Source organism: Streptomyces marokkonensis (assembly GCF_008312835.1).
Taxonomy (GTDB): domain Bacteria; phylum Actinomycetota; class Actinomycetes; order Streptomycetales; family Streptomycetaceae; genus Streptomyces; species Streptomyces marokkonensis_A.
Window position 1 is genome coordinate 108290 of sequence record NZ_VSKS01000008.1, and the last position, 15188, is coordinate 123477.

Annotated in this window: 16 protein-coding genes and 1 pseudogene; 9 read left to right on the top strand and 8 right to left on the bottom strand. The window is 70.8% G+C overall.

What is annotated here, in order from left to right:
* Positions 1–214: 214 nt before the first annotated feature.
* The 6 genes and pseudogenes from F1615_RS16005 to F1615_RS36335 all read left to right on the top strand — a co-directional run bounded on the left by F1615_RS16005 (position 215) and on the right by F1615_RS36335 (position 5879).
* A complete protein-coding gene (locus F1615_RS16005) occupies positions 215–991 on the top strand; it encodes a class I SAM-dependent methyltransferase (RefSeq protein WP_149549655.1) in 777 nt (258 codons plus the stop codon).
* A complete protein-coding gene (locus F1615_RS16010) occupies positions 988–3639 on the top strand; it encodes an SUMF1/EgtB/PvdO family nonheme iron enzyme (RefSeq protein ID WP_149549656.1) in 2652 nt (883 codons plus the stop codon). The genes F1615_RS16005 and F1615_RS16010 overlap by 4 nt, the downstream gene beginning before the upstream one ends.
* Positions 3636–3902, top strand: coding sequence for a hypothetical protein (locus F1615_RS16015; RefSeq protein WP_149549657.1), 267 nt, complete (start codon positions 3636–3638; stop codon positions 3900–3902). The genes F1615_RS16010 and F1615_RS16015 overlap by 4 nt, the downstream gene beginning before the upstream one ends.
* Positions 3899–5179 (top strand): hypothetical protein, encoded by a 1281-nt coding sequence (locus F1615_RS16020; protein ID WP_149549658.1) that lies wholly within the window; start codon positions 3899–3901, stop codon positions 5177–5179. The genes F1615_RS16015 and F1615_RS16020 overlap by 4 nt, the downstream gene beginning before the upstream one ends.
* A 291-nt stretch (positions 5180–5470) precedes the next feature.
* Positions 5471–5638 (top strand): annotated as a pseudogene (locus tag F1615_RS37110) (DUF262 domain-containing protein); the annotation flags it as partial.
* Positions 5639–5738: 100 nt separating this feature from the next.
* The gene (locus tag F1615_RS36335) at positions 5739–5879 is read left to right on the top strand and encodes a hypothetical protein (RefSeq protein ID WP_244328760.1); all 141 of its coding nucleotides are present in this window, start codon (positions 5739–5741) and stop codon (positions 5877–5879) included.
* Positions 5880–6103: 224 nt separating this feature from the next.
* On the opposite strand, the gene F1615_RS16030 is transcribed toward F1615_RS36335, so the two are convergent.
* From F1615_RS16030 to F1615_RS16040, 3 genes are all read right to left on the bottom strand, one after another.
* The gene (locus tag F1615_RS16030) at positions 6104–6445 is read right to left on the bottom strand and encodes a hypothetical protein (protein WP_208818337.1); all 342 of its coding nucleotides are present in this window, start codon (positions 6443–6445) and stop codon (positions 6104–6106) included.
* A gap of 38 nt (positions 6446–6483) precedes the next feature.
* The gene (locus F1615_RS16035; protein ID WP_149549659.1) at positions 6484–6741 is read right to left on the bottom strand and encodes a hypothetical protein; all 258 of its coding nucleotides are present in this window, start codon (positions 6739–6741) and stop codon (positions 6484–6486) included.
* A 65-nt stretch (positions 6742–6806) separates the two neighbouring features.
* Positions 6807–7343 (bottom strand): ATP-binding protein, encoded by a 537-nt coding sequence (locus tag F1615_RS16040; RefSeq protein ID WP_208818329.1) that lies wholly within the window; start codon positions 7341–7343, stop codon positions 6807–6809.
* 147 nt (positions 7344–7490) lie between these two features.
* Between F1615_RS16040 and F1615_RS16045 the strand changes: the two genes are divergently transcribed.
* The 3 genes from F1615_RS16045 (at position 7491) to F1615_RS16055 (ending at position 10065) form a co-directional block, all read left to right on the top strand.
* Complete coding sequence (locus F1615_RS16045) at positions 7491–8411, top strand: helix-turn-helix domain-containing protein (protein WP_149549661.1); 921 nt, start codon at positions 7491–7493, stop codon at positions 8409–8411.
* On the top strand, positions 8408–8623 hold the full coding sequence (locus tag F1615_RS16050; protein WP_149549662.1) for a DUF397 domain-containing protein: 216 nt from the start codon (positions 8408–8410) through the stop codon (positions 8621–8623). The genes F1615_RS16045 and F1615_RS16050 overlap by 4 nt, the downstream gene beginning before the upstream one ends.
* A 215-nt stretch (positions 8624–8838) precedes the next feature.
* On the top strand, positions 8839–10065 hold the full coding sequence (locus tag F1615_RS16055) for a cytochrome P450 (RefSeq protein ID WP_149549663.1): 1227 nt from the start codon (positions 8839–8841) through the stop codon (positions 10063–10065).
* A 127-nt stretch (positions 10066–10192) separates the two neighbouring features.
* Here F1615_RS16055 and F1615_RS16060 read toward each other — a convergent pair whose 3' ends face one another.
* The 5 genes from F1615_RS16060 to F1615_RS16080 form a co-directional block, all read right to left on the bottom strand.
* Positions 10193–11455: a cytochrome P450 gene (locus F1615_RS16060; protein ID WP_149549664.1), complete on the bottom strand. Its 1263-nt coding sequence runs from the start codon at positions 11453–11455 to the stop codon at positions 10193–10195.
* Entirely contained in the window at positions 11452–12069 is a 618-nt protein-coding gene (locus tag F1615_RS16065) for a GTP-binding protein (protein ID WP_149549665.1), read from the bottom strand. Before F1615_RS16065 ends, F1615_RS16060 begins: the two co-directional genes overlap by 4 nt.
* On the bottom strand, positions 12050–12406 hold the full coding sequence (locus F1615_RS16070) for a DUF742 domain-containing protein (protein WP_149549666.1): 357 nt from the start codon (positions 12404–12406) through the stop codon (positions 12050–12052). The genes F1615_RS16065 and F1615_RS16070 overlap by 20 nt, the downstream gene beginning before the upstream one ends.
* Positions 12403–12822, bottom strand: a complete 420-nt coding sequence (locus tag F1615_RS16075; protein ID WP_208818330.1) for a roadblock/LC7 domain-containing protein — start codon at positions 12820–12822, stop codon at positions 12403–12405. The genes F1615_RS16070 and F1615_RS16075 overlap by 4 nt, the downstream gene beginning before the upstream one ends.
* Before the next feature lie 117 nt (positions 12823–12939).
* The gene (locus F1615_RS16080) at positions 12940–14778 is read right to left on the bottom strand and encodes an ATP-binding protein (protein ID WP_149549668.1); all 1839 of its coding nucleotides are present in this window, start codon (positions 14776–14778) and stop codon (positions 12940–12942) included.
* Positions 14779–15188: the final 410 nt, after the last annotated feature.

Sequence of the window (15188 nt, forward strand, 5' to 3'; positions counted from 1 at the left end):
CGGTCCGTCACCCGGCATCAACGCTAGGACCCGCCGCGCAGAGGAACCGGTGAACGACCACGGTTCACCAAAGCCAGTACCAGGCCTTCCGTGACTTCCCATCGGAATCCCCTCGGCTCATTACCGGCTGTCGCCGCGCAAGTACCCGCGATAACCTGTCGGTGACCGGCGCAAACACAGCAAGTCGGCAGTACACAAGGACGCGAGGGGGAGCGTGGAGCGGGGCGACGTACGGGGGCACTACGAGGAACTGGCGGCCGAGTACGACGAGCATTGGGTCTACGGCCCGGACTACATCCCCTGGATGTCCGGCCGGATCGCCGAAACGCTGCGACTCACTCCCACGGACCGGATCGCCGATGTCGGCGCCGGAACCGGCCTGTTCGCCAGAGAAGTGGCCAGGCAACTCCGGCCGCACCGGCCCATTCTCTGCATCGACCCCTCCGAGGCGATGTTGCGCGGGCTCGGCACACCTCCCCCAGCAGGCCTGACATCAGTGGTCGCCTCCGCCGAGGACATCGCGGAGGACCGTGCGCAGCTGCCGTACGAGCGGCTCGACGCGATGTGGCTCAAGGAGTCGGTGCACCATCTGACCGACCCGGAGCACACGCTCCAGGGCCTCGCCGACCTGCTGGCGCCCGGCGGCCGGCTGCTGGTGGTGATGCTCCCGACCAGTATTCGGTACCCGCTGTTCGAGGCGGCTCTCACCCGGTTCGAGGAGTTGCAGCCGGACCCGGCGCACATCGTGGAGCACCTGCGCGCGGCCGGGCTGGAAGCGCGTCTCACCCACGTCGAGCACGAGTTGCGCATCGACCGGGACCGGTACTTCGGCATGGTGCGTGCCCGTTACATGTCCCTGCTCTCCACCTTCAGCGACAACGAGATCGAGAAGGGCGTCGAGGAGATGCGCGCCGCCCACCCGGATCCCGTCTTGGTGTTTCCCGACCGGTTCGCGTTCGTCCTGGGACAGCGCCGGGAGGAGTCCGCATGAGCACCGTGGTCGACGAACGGTTACGACGGCTGCGGAGTGAGCTGGACGACCACTCCCGGATCGCCGACCGGCTGGGGCTCGACCTGGAACGGCCGTTGCGGTCCCTGAACGACGGCTATCCCGAGAACGCGGTGGCCCTCATCGGCAAGCTGACCGAGAGGCTGCTCAAGGAACTGTGGCGCCACCACGGCATCGAGGGCGACCCTTCGACGAAGGCGCTGAACGACCTCGTCAAGCGCTGCCGACCGTACATCCGGAGCAGTACGGTCATGGACGCGCTCGACGACATCCGGCGGTTGCGCAACCGGTCCACCCACGACGGGTACGACATCAGTGACGAGGACGGACTGCTGGCGGCCCGCCGACTCGTCGATGTACTGGTCTGGTTCACCGCGACCGGAAGCGCGGCCCTCCTCGGCGACGAACCGGACGTGGCACCGGAGGTGGCGCGCCGCTGCGAGTTCCTAGCCGGGCTCTACGTCACTCTCGGCTACCGGCAGGCCAAGCGGTTCGTCCTCAGTCCTGACACCGTGTACCAGTTGTTCTGTCGCGAGTCGGGGATGCGTCTGGAGTACGTGGAGCTGATGCTCTCCAGGGACGCCGACGACCTGGGAACGGTACTCTCCGCGAGCGGCGGCGAACTGCTGCGTACCAAGCTGCCCAAGCTCACCCGGTTCGTCGTGCTGGACGACGACGGGGGCGCGGCGCCCGGCGCCCTCCACCAGTTGCTGGGTACGGACTTCCGGATCGTGCGCTACGACGGTTTCGTCGACACCATCGTCAGTCTGGAGACGCACCTCTCCGGCCTCACGTCCGTTGGCGGGCCCGTCGAGCCACGGATCGCCGTCGCGGCGGCGGTGCTCAGCACGGATCCCCGCACCGGCGAGCAGAAGGTGGAGCAGTCCGGCGACGCGGCGGAGTTGCTGACCCGCCTGTCGCGCGGCAGCGCGAACGTCCTGGTGACCGGTCGTCCGGGAAGCGGCAAGAGCACCCTCCTGCGCTCACTCGCCCTCAATCCAGAAATCCGCCGCTTCCGCTTCTACTTCGATCTCGGTCTCAAACCGAAGGACGAGCCGTTCTCCGAGTACGCGGCCCGGCTCCTGGCGCCTGCCATGGGACCGGAGCGCTCCCGTGCCTGGGACCTCTTCCTCTACCTGATCCGCTCCGGGACCGCTTTGTGCGTGCTCGACGCCGTCGACGAAGGCGTCGAGGAGCCCAGTCCGGACGGGTTCCTCAGACTCTTCACCGACCTGGCAGCCGTTCTGTCCGCCGAGTCGGCGGTGGTCATGAGCTCCCGGGTGTCGTTCCTCGCTGACTCACCTCAGGTACGTCAGTTGCTGGACAGCGGAGCGGGCCGATCCGAGCAACTGGTCGAGCAGATGTACGCGAACGGCATCGACCCGTCACGCGTCCCGCACTTCCACGTCGTGCGTCTGGCCGACCCCGAGGCCACCCCGCTGGAGAGGCGCGTCACGGCGGCTCTGGAACTCCCCTCGGGACAGGCACTCGGCGACATCCTGGGCGCGCACATCACGCGGACACTGACCGAGCGCGGGTGTCCCGGCGTGGAGGAGCGGATGCCTTCCGCCTTCGGGTCGGCCTTCCTGAGCGGCAGGACCACCTTCTCACTCCTCGATCTCCACAGGACGTTGGGGACCGGTGCCTTCTCGGACGGACGCCTTGATCTCGACGCGTGCGTCCTCGCGCCCCTGCTGCGCCCGGCAGGGCCGGACCACGTCGCCTTCGTGCACACGGCGTACCAGGAGCTGCTGGCCGCCCGCTACCTGGCGGAGCCCGCACACCTGGACGCAGCGGCAGACATTCCGGGCGGCGCCTTCCTCACGGAGCAGGTACGCGTCTTCCTCGCGGGAATGTCCGGCGTCGCGGAGACCGACGACTGCGTACTGCCGGCCGGGGCGTATCTTGTCGGTCCGGCCGAGCGGCTGCTGATCCGCCGCGTCCCACGTTCCGTACGCTTCGACCGCCATGCGGTGACGGTCGCCCGCTACCGCCGTTTCCTGGACGCCCTCGAAGCGGACGGCACCTCACGGTGGGACCACCCGGACCAGCCCGCGCACGTCACACACCGCCCCTGGACCGACCGGCTGAGGCATCCGGACTACTACGAGAATCCGCGCTACGCCGATCACCCGGCCATTTGCGTGAACTGGTGGAGCGCGTACGCGTTCGCCGCGTTCGAAGGCAAGCGTCTGCCGACCTCCCTCGAATGGGAAGCCGCCGCACGCGGCAGGGACGGAAGGCTGTTCCCGTGGGGCGATACGCCCGACAGCAGCCGCGTCAACTGCGCGGACTCCTGGGTCGGACGGCCTGTCGTGACGTACCAGGCGTGGTACCGCGATTTCGCGGGTGACGCCGTCCGCAGGGCCGGTGTGACCCCCGTCGGGGAACGCCCGGGCAACCGCTCGCCGTTCGGTGTCCTCGACATGGTGGGCAACTGCTGGGAATGGACATCGACCAGCCTGGACGACCCCGGGGAGGCCGTGATCTGCGGCGGCAGCTACGACAACCCCATGCGCGCGGTGCAGGTCGGCAGCAAGGGTGTTTACCGCAAGCGCGGCGGGAGCAACGCGGTCGGTTTCCGGTGCGTGCATGACATCAAGACCGAAACGGAGGAGACGGAAGCGTGAGCGGCGGCGGGCCCCGGCACGGAACGATTGTCGACAGAAGACCGAGCGGCGGAGGGACGAACGGCGCCCTGGGCTCTTACATCGTCCGGGACGACGAGGACGAGCGGTACTACGGCTTCGACTACCGGCAGATCGTGACAGAGGGGTTCAGGACCATCCGCACCGGCGAGCGCGTGCGCTTCCACGTCAGCGCCGAGAGCCCCGACCGGGCGGAGTTCGTCATCCGCCTCGACCAGCCCGACCCCGCCGAGTACTACGCGTGACCGTCTCCCCTCCGCCGCTCGACGAGGTGACCGGGGCGCGCCAGGAACTGACCGCCGTCCTGCCGGTACGGCTGCTGCGCGTTCCCGGCTGGCCCGAAGGCCCTTTTCCGTTCGCGCTGGGTGGCCGTCGCACTGACGCCCCGACCCGGTCCACCTACTTCGCCCCGGCCTCCGCCCGCGCCCTCTACGGGGCACCCGGGCGGCACCTTCGCTGGCACCTTCCGCTGGACGTCAAGCACGACGGGCTGACCCTGTTGGGCATGGAGCTCGTGCGCACGGCCACCGCCCGCAATCCCGACCACGCCCTCGGGGTATTGCACTTCAGCGTCGAGAGACCGCTACTGCCCGTACTGAGGGCCCTCGCCGGCCGGCGATCGGCCACAGCCGGCGATCCGCTCACCGGTCCGTTCGACCCGGCCGAGCTCCTCACCGGCATCGCCGATATCCGAAACCACGCCGCGCCGTTCGCGATCGCCAGGCCCTACACGATCGCCTTTCTGACTCCGACGTCACAGCACACCCCGGCACTCCGCACCGGCGTGGACGAGCGCCTGCCCGCCACTGCGGACCAGTGGCTGTGGCAACTGGCATCACGGTCCACACACGAGGACTTCCCCGTCCCGCCGGAGACCGCCGACGAACAGCTCAAGGACACCATAAGGATCTCCGCCGACTGGAGCGCCCTGGTGCTCCGGCAGGGGGCCGCCTTCCTGGGCCACCGGCCCGACACCGGCACCGGCGACTTCTTCGAGTTCGGCGCGCTGCACTCTCGCACCGTTTACCTCGACGCGCTGCTCCTCGGCTCCCTCCAGCGCGATCACATCGACGAACTCACCGACGAACTCTCCGACGTGTTCAACGCCTCGGGTCTCGCCCGTCGCGTGGCCACCCTGGAGCGGAACATTGCCCTCTTCCGCAGCACCTACTGGCGACAACACCTCACCGCTCACGGGCCGGCCAACGACCTGCTGCTCGCCTTCCAGCACCAGCACCGGCTTCCGGCCCGCTTCAGCGAGATCCTCACCGAAGCCGCTGACTACAGCCGGCTCGTGCAGACGCAGGAGAGCCAGCAGATCGGTGCCGCCCTGGGGGTTCTCACCGTTCTCGGCCTGCCCCTGGGTACCGCCCTCGGCATCCTGCAGGTCCTCGGCGACGAATCGATGGCCCACCTGCTCATCGCCCTGGCACTGTCGGTCGCCACAGCAGGGGCGATTCTCACCACACGGTACGGCCGCATGGTCCTGTCGTCACTGCGAGGCCGGGACGACGCGACATAGGAAATGCAGACCGTTCGGCCAGAAGGCCGGGGAGCCACTCCCAAACGTCGCAGTCAGCATCCATGACGTCGGTACATATCGAGTGCGCGCATGCCCCTTGAAGGGCGCCACCGAGGGCCGCGCTGCGGTTCACCCCGCACTCGGCTCGCTCCGTAGGGTCCGGACGGTTTCCTGAAGCTCCTCCGAATACCAGGACAAGTGGAGGCCCAACTGTCTGCGGATGGGAGGGCTCGATCAGTACATGGACCGCACCAGCGAAGCCCACGCGGCCTGGTTGCCAGGACTCAGGTCGTGCCGGACTTCCAGCGCCGTTCCGGCATCTGGAACGACACCGCGCAGAGCCGGCTGATCGAGTCTCTGCCGCTGCGGATCGCCCTGCCCACGCTCTACGTGGCGGAGGAGGCGGACGAGTGCTGGTCCGTGGTCGACGGTGTCCAGCGGCTCACCAGCATCGTGCGCTTCGCGCAGCCGGAGACGGCCGGTCTGAAGCCGCTGCGGCTGGAACCCGGAGTACCTGACCCGGTACGACGGCGCCGGCTTCGAGGACCTCCCCGGCAGGATGCAGACCCGCATCCTGGAGAGCAAGCTCTCCGTGCTGCTGATCCGCAAGGGGACCCCGGAGGCGGCCAGGTCCAACGTCTTCCCCTGGTCAACACCGGCGGCCTGCCCCTCTCCCGGCAGGAACTGCGGCATGCCCTGATCCCGGGCCGGGCCCGCACTTTCCTGGCCGGAACGCCGGGCGTATCTACTTCCGGCTGGTGCACGAGGAGAAGACAATCCGCGTCGCCCACATCGGGCGACATCTCTGACGGCCGGTCCCATCGACCGGCACCCCTCGCACAGTGAAGGCAGGCCGGCCGTCCGTGTCCCGGCCCGGCGCGCGGGCACCGGCCACCCGTGACAAGTCCTACCGCGTTCCGGCGATCAGGGACCCAACTCGATGAGACGTACGGGCTGCCCCTTCCACGCCTCGGGTGCGGTGGTGGCGATCACTGCGCCGTTCGGCCGCTCCGCCGTCGGCTCGGCGGCGTACCGGGTGTGGGCCGGTGCCCAGGAGGTCTCGCGCGCCACGGCCAGCGCCGCGGGCAGGTCCAGCTCCAGGACGGTGATGCCGGGGAGCGCTGCGAGATGCTCCGCCGTGCCCGGCCGCACACGATCGGCCGAGACCAGGGCACAGGCCGGGGCGTAGAGGAACCAGCCCGCCTCGGCATGAGCACGATGGATCAGCCGGGAGGCGAGTGCGTTGCCCTTCCCTGCCGCGACCATCGCGGTGTCGTCCAGGACAATGTGCAGGGGTTCGACCGTCACCTGACGCCCGCCTCGCTCAGCCGCCGGTCGAGCTCCGCGTCGAGAGCCGCCTGTTCGCTCACGCTCGGGTCGTAGCCGTTCCACTCGCGCAGGGCGGCGCGGGCCTGCTCGGCCCTCTCCGCACGCTCCTCGGGGGTGAGCAGGGTCTCCGCGAGGTGGGAGAGGTAGCCCCGCAGGGACATGCCTTCGGAGGAAGCTACCCGGGCGAGCCTGTCGCGGGCCTCGGCGGGGATGCGGACGTTGGCGTCGGCCATGGTGTCTCCTTCGTTCCGGACGACCAAGATACGGGTACGGGTACGTACCCGTCCAGCCCCTGCGATCACGGGCCCACCGGCCCGGCCGGAACCTCACGCTCCGCCCAGACCGTCTTGCCCGGACCGTCCGGCCGCGGATGCCAGCCCCAGTGGGCGGCGAGCGCTGCGACCAGGAGGAGACCCCGGCCGGTTTCGTCGACGGCGGGGACCGCGGGCCCGGGGTCGCCCGGTCGGGGCGGGACCCGTTCGCCCCGGGTGTCGGTGACCTCGACCCGGACGGTGACGGAACCGGGCCCGGTGCGCAGGTGGAGCCGGAGGTGGAAGTCCCGGCCGGGGACGTTGCCGTGCAGCACGGCGTTCGCCGTCAGCTCGGCGACGATCAGCACGACCGCGTCGTGGTCGTCGGTGCCGTACGGGACGCCCCAGGCGTCCAGGCGGACGGCGGTGAGACGCCTGGCGAGACAGGCTCCGCGCCGGGTGGAGGTGAACCGCATCTGAAAGGTGCGGCCGGCCGACGCGAGTTCGGGTGGGGTCTTGTCCAAGTGAGCGATGGGGGTGGCGAGTCGGCCGGGGCCGGTGAGGCCGGCGGTGTTGTGCGTCATGCCGACCACGATCCCGTTGGTCACGTAGCGCGACCAGTGGTGACGCACCGACGCGGCCCGCTGTACGCGAGGGGTCGGCGCGCGTACGAGGCGTGCGGCGTGACGGCGTCCCCGGCGGGCGCGTTGAGCCGGAGAAGGCGGTGGTCCATGACGAAGCGTACGGGCGCGGAAGCCCTCGCGGGCGGCGGCGACGGCGGAACGGTCGTGAGTGTCGGGGACGGGTGGGAGAGCGACGACGGCGGGGGCGGCGCCTGCCGTCCCGAGGACGGCGGCGGCAAGGGCGTGGTCGCCGCGTTCGGGCAGACCCTGAAGACGCTGCGGCTGCGGGAGGGGCTGGACCGGGCGGAGTTCGGGAGCCGCATCGGGTACTCGGCGGCCACGGTCGCGTCGTTCGAGCAGGGGCGGAGGATTCCGTCACCGAGGACGATCGAGCGGGCGGACGAGGTGCTGGGGGCGGGCGGGCTGCTGTGCGTGTGGAAGGAGGAGGTGGAGCGGGCTCAGTATCCGGTGTTCTTCCAGGGGATGGCGACGCTGGAGAAGGAGGCGGTTGAGCTCGTCTCGTACAGCATGCCCGTCCTCAACGGGCTGCTCCAGACCGAGGAGTACATGAGAGGGCTACTCGGCATGAGGCGTCCCCCTCTGGACGAAGAGACCACAGAGCAACGTGTGGCAGCACGATTGGCCCGACAGGACATCTTCGACCGCCAACCGGCGCCCTTCCTGAGCTTCGTCCTGGACGAGTCGCTCCTGCGACGCCCCTACGGCGGCAAGACCGTGCTGCGGGGACAGCTGGAGCACCTGCTGCTGATCGGACAGAAGCGCAATGTCGAGATCCAGATCATGCCGCTCGACCGTGAGGACAATGCGGGCGTGAACGGGCCCTTCACCGTTGTCACGCGCAGGGACGGCAAGAAGTTCGTGTACGCCGAGGCACGGGGCATCGGCTCTCTGGAGACCGACCCGGAACAAGGAGTTCTGGCCGCCGCGCTCTATGGGATTATCCGATCACAGGCTCTCAGTCCGCGAGAGTCAACGGAGTTCATTGAAAGGTTGCTGGGATCGCCATGAAGAGCGCTGAGTCCTCGACCGTCGCCTCCGGCCTCGCCTGGTTCAAGAGCAGCTACAGCGGAACCGAGGGCGGTGAATGCGTAGAGGTCGCGAGCGGAACGGCAGATGTGCACGTCCGGGACTCCAAGGCCGCCGCCGGGCCCGTCCTCACGGTGTCACGTGACGCGTGGGCGGGGTTCGTCGGGCTGGCTTCCTCGGAGCGGAGCGTCTGACACGCGTACGGTCACAAGAGCCCTGCCGGTCCCATCGGACGGCAGGGCTCCCGCGTGCGCCGGCCAACGTCTCTGCTCAGCGACGCCCCGCCAAGGGGCGGTTTTCGGCCGATGCGCGCTCCCCGGCCGCTCGGCCCCCGGGCAGCTCTGTTGCACCTGATAGTTGATCAATAACCTTGTGCGGTACATGAAATGACGTCTCTCCTGGGAGCCCCATGTCCACCGCCCAGCAGGTGCCCGACATCCTCTCGCCCGAGTTCGCGGCGAACCCCTACCCCGCCTACCGGGTGATGCGGGAGACCGCGCCCCTCATCTGGCACGAGGCCACGCGCAGCTACATCGTGTCGCGGTACGAGGACGTCGAGCGCGTCTTCAAGGACAAGGCCGGCGAGTTCACCACCGACAACTACGCCTGGCAGATCGAGCCCGTGCACGGCAAGACGATCCTCCAGCTCAGCGGGCGGGAGCACGCCGTGCGCCGGGCCCTCGTCGCGCCCGCCTTCCGTGGCAGCGACCTGGAGCACAAGTTCCTGCCCGTCATCGAGCGCAACTCCCGCGAACTGATCGACGCCTTCCGGCACACCGGCTCCGCCGACCTGGTCGCCGACTACGCCACGCGCTTCCCGGTGAACGTCATCGCCGACATGCTGGGGCTCGACAAGGCCGACCACGCCCGCTTCCACCGCTGGTACACGGCCGTCATCGCCTTCCTCGGGAACCTGTCGGGCGACCCCGAGGTGACGGCGGCGGGCGAGCGCACCCGGGTGGAGTTCGCCGAGTACATGCTGCCGATCATCCGGGAGCGCCGCGAGAACCTGGGCGACGACCTGCTGTCCGCGCTGTGCGCCGCCGAGGTGGACGGGGTGCGGATGAGCGACGAGGACGTCAAGGCGTTCTGCAGCCTGCTGCTCGCCGCCGGCGGGGAGACCACGGACAAGGCCATCGCCGGCATCTTCGCGAACCTGCTGCTCCACCCCGACCAGCTCGCCGCCGTCCGCGCGGACCGCTCGCTGATCCCCCGTGCCTTCGCCGAGACCCTGCGGTTCACGCCGCCCGTGCACATGATCATGCGGCAGTCCGCGACGGAGGTGGAGCTCAGCGGCGGCACGATACCCGCGGGCGCCACCGTCACCTGTCTGATAGGTGCCGCCAACCGCGACGAGAGCCGCTACGCCGATCCCGACCGCTTCGACATCTTCCGCGACGACCTCACCACCACGACCGCCTTCTCCGCCGCCGCCGACCACCTCGCCTTCGCGCTCGGCCGGCACTTCTGCGTCGGCGCGCTGCTGGCCAAGGCGGAGGTGGAGACCGGCGTCGGCCAGCTCCTCGACGCCATGCCCGACGTGCGCCTCGCCGACGGCTTCGAACCGGCCGAGCAGGGCGTGTTCACCCGCGGACCGCAGCGCCTCCCGGTGCGCTTCACCCCCGTGACCGGCTGACCCGGTCAGACGGTCCACACCGGCGCGTCCGGCCCGTACGGCGATCCGTACGGGCCCCCTCCGTACGGGTCACTCCGTACCGGCTGCCCCGTCCCCGGCCGAAAGGCCGAAAGGCCGAGGCCCGCCGCTACTGCATGACCGGTGTGAACCGCACCGGGAGCGCGGTGAGGCCCCGCATCCAGATCGACGGACGCCAGCTCAGCTCCGCGGGGTCCGCCGCGAGGACCAGGTCGGGCAGCCGCTCCAGCAGCGTCTCGACCGCCGTCCGCGCCATCACGTCCGCCAGCAGGGGCGCCGGGTAGGGGCACCGGTGCTCGCCGTTGCTGAACGACAGGTGCGCGGCGTTCTCCGCGCCCACGTGCCCCTCGGGCCAGATCTGCGGGTCGGTGTTGGCCGCGGCCAGCCCCAGCACCAGGCAGTCGCCGGCCCTGATCTGCCGGCCGCCCAGCTGGACGTCCCGCACGGCCCACCGTCCGATGAAGTTCTGCGTCGGCGTGTCCAGCCACAGCACCTCGTTGAGCGCCTCGCCGACGCTGAGCCGGCCGCCCGACACGTTCACGGCGAACCGCTCGTCCGTCAGCAGCAGGCGCAGCGTGTTGCAGATCCAGTTCGCGGTCGGCTGCTGCGCCGCCGCGATCACCGAGATCAGGTCCTGGACGATCTCCTCGTCCGTCAGTCCTGCCGGGTGGGTCAGCATGCGCGAGGTGACGTCCGGGCCCGGGGCGGCCCGCTTGTCCTTCACCAGCTGCCGCAGCCGCTCGCCCACCCGCCCGTACGCCGCCACCGGATCGTCGCCCTCCCCCGCGTCCAGCGAGATCCGCAGGTCGTCGACGAGCCGGCGGGTGTCCTCGCCCGAGGTCGGCATGCCGCACACCTGCACCACGGCCCGCATGGGCAGGGCGTGCGCGAAGTCCGCCATCAGCTCCGCCTGGCCGCTGCCGGCGAACCGGGCGATGAGGTCGTCGGCGATCAGCCGGCAGTCGTGGGACAGCTCGAACTGGTCGACGCCCTCGAGCGCCTCGGTGATCACTCCCGCCCGCCGCCGGTGGTCCTCGCCCTCGGTGAACAGCACCGACGGCTGGTACCCCACGAAGGGCAGCAGCGGCCAGTCGGGCGGGATGTTCTCCCACTGGTTCCAGCGCCGCGAGTCGCGCGCGAACAGCTCGTCGTGGCTGGTGACGTAGGTGACCTCGGAGTAGCCGAGGACCAGCCAGGCGGGGACGTCGCCGTCGAGCAGCACCGGCGCGACCGGGCCGTGCTCCCGGCGCAGCGTGCGGTAGAGCTGCGACGGCGTCTGCTGGTACTCGAGCCCTCCCAGGCGTACCGCGCCGGTGTGGGCGGGGCAGCCCGGGGGCGCCGGGTGCGCGGAGGGGTAGCCGGAGTCGGTCACAGTGTCGCCTCCTGGGCGATGGCCATGTCGTGGAGGTGGTTGGCGAGGGTGATCAGTACGTCCTTGCCGGACTGCCTGACCCGCGCGTCGCAGTCGACCATCGGCACGTGCGCGGGCAGGGCGAGCGCCTGGCGGATCTCGTCCAGGGAGTACCGGGCGGTGTCGTCGTCGAACCGGTTCACGGCCACCACGAAGGGCGTGCGGTGGTGTTCCAGCCTGTCTATCGCGTACCAGGAGTCGTCCATCCGGCGCGTGTCCACGAGGACGACGGCGCCCAGGGTGCCGGAGAACAGCCTGTCCCACAGGAACCAGAAACGCTCCTGCCCGGGGGCCCCGAACAGGTAGAGGACCATGCGGTCGTTGAGGCTGATCCGCCCGAAGTCGAACGCGACCGTCGTGGTGGTCTTCGTCGCCACCGCGCCGGTCTCGTCGACGCCCACGCCCGCCTGGGTCATCACCTCCTCGGTGTTGAGCGGCCGTATCTCGCTCACGGAGCGGACCAGGGTCGTCTTGCCGACGCCGAACCCCCCGACGACGACGATCTTCAGACCGGTCTCCGCGGTGTCGTTCAGCGGTGTGCGGCGGGAGGGCAGCTCAGAGGTTGCGGAGCCCATGGAGCACCTCTTGGAGTAGAGCGGAATCGGGCATGGAGGCGACGGACGGTGCCGCGCGCGGATGGCGGGCGGTGATGCGGCCCGTGTCCTGCAGGTCGCCGAGCAGGATCCGCACCACCGTGACCGGCAGCCCGAGCTCCGCGGCGATCTCGACGACGGCGGTGGGGTGCCGGCACAGCTCCAGGATCCGGGCGTGCTCCGACTGCATCCCCGGCACCGGCGCGCTCTCGCTGACGACGAGGGTGACCAGGTCGAAGGAGTCGTCGGCGCGGCTGCGTCCCCCGGTGACGGTGTAGAGCCGGTCGGGGTCGCCCGTGTCGACGGGTTTGCGCATCACGACGTGCCGCTCACGGCGGCCTGGTCCCGGGGCTCGGCCCGCAGGTGCTCGCCGATCTGCTCGACCAGCTCCGTCATCTGGTGGCCGACCACTCCGGGGTCGGCGTCCTCCCCGGCGACGACGGCGAGGTGCGCCCCCTGGCCGGCCTCCACGATGAACAGCAGGCCGCCGTGGAACTCGGTCATCGACTGCCGGACGCCGCCGGATCCGTCGCCGAACTCCATGGAGGCCCCTTGGGCGAGGGCCTGGATGCCGGAGCAGATCGCCGCCAGCTGGTCGGCCCGGTCGAGCGTCAGGTGCTCGCTCCAGCAGAGCTTGAGGCCGTCACGGGACAGGACCAGGGCGTGCCGCGCGCCGGGGGTCTGCTCCAGGAGGCTGTGCAGGAGCCAGCTGAGGCTGTTGTCGGTGGTCTGCATGGTGGGTGATGGGACGGTGGTGTCCGGCTGACCGGTCACCGGCCCGTTCCTCCTATCTCACGAACTCGGGCGGGACGGGGCGCCGTCGCCCCGGACTCCGTACGGGAAGGACTGGGACTACGGAGCCGTCGGCGGCTCGGCCGCGGGGCGCGCCCCCGGTCCGGCGGTGCCGTTTCCGGACTGCCGGGCGCGGTGGAAGGCCCCGAACCGGGAGCCCGCGTCGCGTGCGGGGCGCCGCGTCGCCGGTACGTCACCGGTCTGCCCGGACGCCTGCATCCGCTGCTCGCGTTCGCGCTCCGCCTCGGCCATGGTGCGGCCGGGGGCACGGACCGGCAGGCCGTTCGGCGTGGTGCCGCCGGGCCGCCGGTGCCGTCCCTGTTCGGGCAGCTCGGGACGTGCGGCGGGGCGCTCGGTCGCCGCGGCCCGGTCCGTGACCCCAGGCGGTTCCGCGACGGCGGCCGGACGCGTGACGGCGGGCAGCTCAGGGACCGCGGGACGGGCGGTGGCCTCGTGCGACGGGGCCGGCGCGGCGAGGGCGGCGGGCGTGGCGGGGGCGGCGGGCGTGGCCACCGCGGTGGGCCGGAGGGCCGTCTCGTGCGGGGCCAGGTCGCGCTGCTGGGCGAGCAGATCCAGGGGCAGCAGGACGACGACGCCGGTGCCGCCGCGGGAGGAGGGGCGGTAGTTGACGCTGATGCCGTACTTCACCGCGAGCCGCCCCACCACGGCCAGGCCGAGCCGGGTGCCCTGGAGCGAGGCGAGGTCGGTGACGCGGCCGGCCACGGCCTCCTCGGCGCGGCGCATCGCCGCGTCCGCCATCTTCAGGCCGCTGTCCTCGATGGTGACAACGATGCCCGCGCTGCGGTCCTCGACGTAGACGTGCACCTGGTCGATGGGCGGGGAGAAGTTCGCGGCGTTGTCCATCAGCTCGGCGAGCAGGTGCATCACGCCTTCCGCGGCGAAGCCGGAGACCGCGGCGCGGGTGGAGCAGTGCAGGCGCACCCGCTGGTAGGCGGCGATGCGGCCGACGGCACCGCGCAGGATGCTCTCCATCACGATCGGCTTGTTCCAGGCGCGGCTGGACCTGCCTCCCATGAGCAGGGCCAGCCGGTCGGTCATCAGGCCCAGCTGGGAGGTGCTGTGGTCCAGCCTCAGCAGGTCGCCGAAGACCTCCTCGCCGTGCCGCTCCTGCATGTCCCGCAGGTCGGCGAGCATTCTCACGGCCTTGGCCTGGACGCGGCTGAGCGCCTTGGCGGAGGCGGCCTGAGCGGCGGCGGCGCGCCGCTCGCTGTGGGCGAGCTCGCGGACGAACGACTCGGCCGGGGTACGCACCGCGGGCAGTCCGGGCAGTTCGACCTCGGCGAGGACGGTGGCGGCGGACCGGCCGTCGCGCAGCCGGGCGATCGCGGCGGGCAGCGTCTCCCGCGTGAGCCGCTCCAGCTCCGCCAGGGTCCGGTCCAGTTCGTGCCGGGTCTCGCGGTACTCGCCGTCCAGGGCGGCCGCCCTGCGCACGTCCTCCTCGACGGCGGCGGCGAAGGCGTGCGCGAGCCGCTGCAACTGCGGGTCCGACGGCGGCGGCACGCTGCCCAGCACCTCGGCGGCGCCCGAGCCCTCCCGCAGCCGTGCGGCGACGGCGGGCAGCGTCACACCGGCCAGGTGCGAGATCTCGGCCGAGCGCCGGGCGGCCTCCGCCGCGAGACGGCTCTTCTCCGCCTCCTGCTCGGCGGCCGCTATCCGAGCCCGGTGGACGAGCCGGTGGCCGGCGAGGACGGTGACGGCCACGCACACCCAGGCGGCGGCCACGACGGCCAGGGTCCAGGTGAAGGCGTCGGACGGTGCCAGGGCGAGCGCCGCGCCCGAGGCGGCGGCGCTCGTCACCAGCACGGCCGACGGCACGGCGAACGAGGTGCGCGGCGCCCCCACCGGTTGATACTGGCTGGGCGAAGCAGGCACTGGCATGGAGCGGTCCCTCGGTCCGTGAGAGCAGGGGAATCGGGGCGGCGGCACAGGCCGGCCGCGGGCCGGAAGGGAGGTCAGCCAACGGGAGGGCGATCTTCCGACCATGTACGGCTCATGCTAGTCACGCCGCTGAGCGCGAAGACGCCGCCGAGGGCATAGTCCGTCGGCATTCCGGCTTTCGTCGCGAACCGATCGCTCGCACGTCTCCCTGTGGTATCCGGGGGGATGCCGGACGGGACCGCCCGAGGGGCGGAAGCGCACGGATGGGTTCAACCTGACGGTCCATCACATCCTGATCTCATCGGGTGATTTACTGATTCAATCCCTCTTACGAGTGACCGAATTTCGGCCAACTTTGTGCACAGGGCGTCCAGTTCACGCTCGGACCGCGGCAGCGACCGGCACGCCGA

Excerpts from the sequence above, each read along its gene's own strand:
- F1615_RS16050 (WP_149549662.1), top strand. The coding sequence starts at position 8,408 with ATGAAGAGCGCTGAGTCCTCGACCGTCGCCTCCGGCCTCGCCTGGTTC.
- F1615_RS36335 (WP_244328760.1), top strand. The coding sequence starts at position 5,739 with ATGCAGACCCGCATCCTGGAGAGCAAGCTCTCCGTGCTGCTGATCCGC.
- F1615_RS16065 (WP_149549665.1), bottom strand. The coding sequence starts at position 12,069 with ATGGGCTCCGCAACCTCTGAGCTGCCCTCCCGCCGCACACCGCTGAAC.
- F1615_RS16010 (WP_149549656.1), top strand. The coding sequence starts at position 988 with ATGAGCACCGTGGTCGACGAACGGTTACGACGGCTGCGGAGTGAGCTG.
- F1615_RS16080 (WP_149549668.1), bottom strand. The coding sequence starts at position 14,778 with ATGCCAGTGCCTGCTTCGCCCAGCCAGTATCAACCGGTGGGGGCGCCG.
- F1615_RS16040 (WP_208818329.1), bottom strand. The coding sequence starts at position 7,343 with ATGACGCACAACACCGCCGGCCTCACCGGCCCCGGCCGACTCGCCACC.
- F1615_RS16045 (WP_149549661.1), top strand. The coding sequence starts at position 7,491 with ATGACGAAGCGTACGGGCGCGGAAGCCCTCGCGGGCGGCGGCGACGGC.
- F1615_RS16030 (WP_208818337.1), bottom strand. The coding sequence starts at position 6,445 with ATGGTCGCGGCAGGGAAGGGCAACGCACTCGCCTCCCGGCTGATCCAT.
- F1615_RS16075 (WP_208818330.1), bottom strand. The coding sequence starts at position 12,822 with ATGCAGACCACCGACAACAGCCTCAGCTGGCTCCTGCACAGCCTCCTG.
- F1615_RS16055 (WP_149549663.1), top strand. The coding sequence starts at position 8,839 with ATGTCCACCGCCCAGCAGGTGCCCGACATCCTCTCGCCCGAGTTCGCG.
- F1615_RS16035 (WP_149549659.1), bottom strand. The coding sequence starts at position 6,741 with ATGGCCGACGCCAACGTCCGCATCCCCGCCGAGGCCCGCGACAGGCTC.